Here is a 1,394-nt window from a genome sequence, read left to right on the forward strand (position 1 = left end):
ACTTCTCTAATCGGGCGTTTGGGTCAAGTTCATTTCATTGTGTCATTTCCGTGCTGTAGGAATCCTTGTCTCTCATCCGGGTCACACTTCTCTTCGCAGTCATTGATGGTCCTGTTCGGTTGGGCCGCTGCATGCATGTGTCGGATTGGACGTGGAGCGCCTCGCTTTGTCTCGCGCTTCAAGTTGCGCAGTGAGAATATTCGGCGTCATCTACAGACCTCGTCCGGTGAGGGACGATCCCGCCTTTGACTTCTGGAAGGGGTATCAGGTCATGCATTGCCCTCCGTTGATCCATGACGGAACTCGGTGTTATCGGCCCACATGCGGTGCATGATGACGGCGAGTTTCCTGGCGACGGCAACAACGGCGCGGCGGCGACCTTTTCGGCGCATCAGGCGCAGGCCTCAGCTTTTGATCGCAGAACTGGCGACGGATCGCATCATCATCGCATTGGCCGCAGCATAGAGCGTCGATCGAACATCGCGATCGCCAGCCTTCGATATCCGGCCCGGATTATCCATTTCTCCGGATTGATATCGCCTTGGCGTCAGCCCAAAATGCGCAGCAACGGTCCGGGAACTGGTAAACCGCGCCGGATCATCGACAGCCGCACGGAACGTCAGAGCTGCAATCGGACCAACCCCCGGTATTGCCATGAAGCGTAAGCAAATCTCATCATGACTGGCTGCCTGTTTCACACGCCGATCCAGCTCACGGTAGGTTTTGTAAAGCACGACCCGCGCATCAAGCAGTGGCAAAAGTGCATGAGATAAATCCGAATCTGCCTCCACCAAAGGCCTGACACGTTCGTCGAAAGACCCCTGATCAACACGAGACGGTAATCGCAGCCCAAAAACCCTGAACAGCCCGCGAACCTCGTTGGCCAGATCAATGCACTTCTTCTGGATCGCTTTGCGACTGCTGAGCAAGGCACGCAGTGCATGGGCTTCTCGGCTTTTGATGAAGACCTCGCTGAACCATCCGGACCGCAGCACCTGTGCAATGCCCCGCGCATCCGTCTTATCAGTCTTGTTTCGCATCGCCGACAACGCAGCATTGACCTGGCGCGCCTCCATGCAGACTACATCAAAGCCTGCCGCCCGCAGACCAAAATATAGGTGCTGGCTCATTGCCCCGGATTCAAAACCAACGCGTAACCTCGAGACGGGTAAATCCTAAAGGCACCGCGCGATGTCATCAATCTCGCATTCGATCGTTCGCTCAAAGACATGCTTGCCATTCGCATCAATGACGCAAACTGCAATACTCCTCAGCGAAACATCTAATCCCACATAATAGTTCATGTCGTTCTCCTTAAATTGCAGTAATCTACTGCAACTCTATCAAGAACCTCACCCCACTATCTGGTCAGCCCGATTACCCATGCTTCGTCC

General features: G+C 54.6%; 1 pseudogene. It reads right to left on the reverse strand.

Annotated features, from left to right (window positions below):
* Positions 1 to 404: 404 nt before the first annotated feature.
* A pseudogene (locus H7847_RS26540) lies at positions 405 to 1,148 on the reverse strand (IS110 family transposase); the annotation flags it as partial.
* Between the last annotated feature and the right edge of the window lie 246 nt (positions 1,149 to 1,394).

Source organism: Roseobacter weihaiensis (assembly GCF_020622345.1).
In the GTDB taxonomy this organism is placed as follows: domain Bacteria; phylum Pseudomonadota; class Alphaproteobacteria; order Rhodobacterales; family Rhodobacteraceae; genus Roseobacter; species Roseobacter weihaiensis.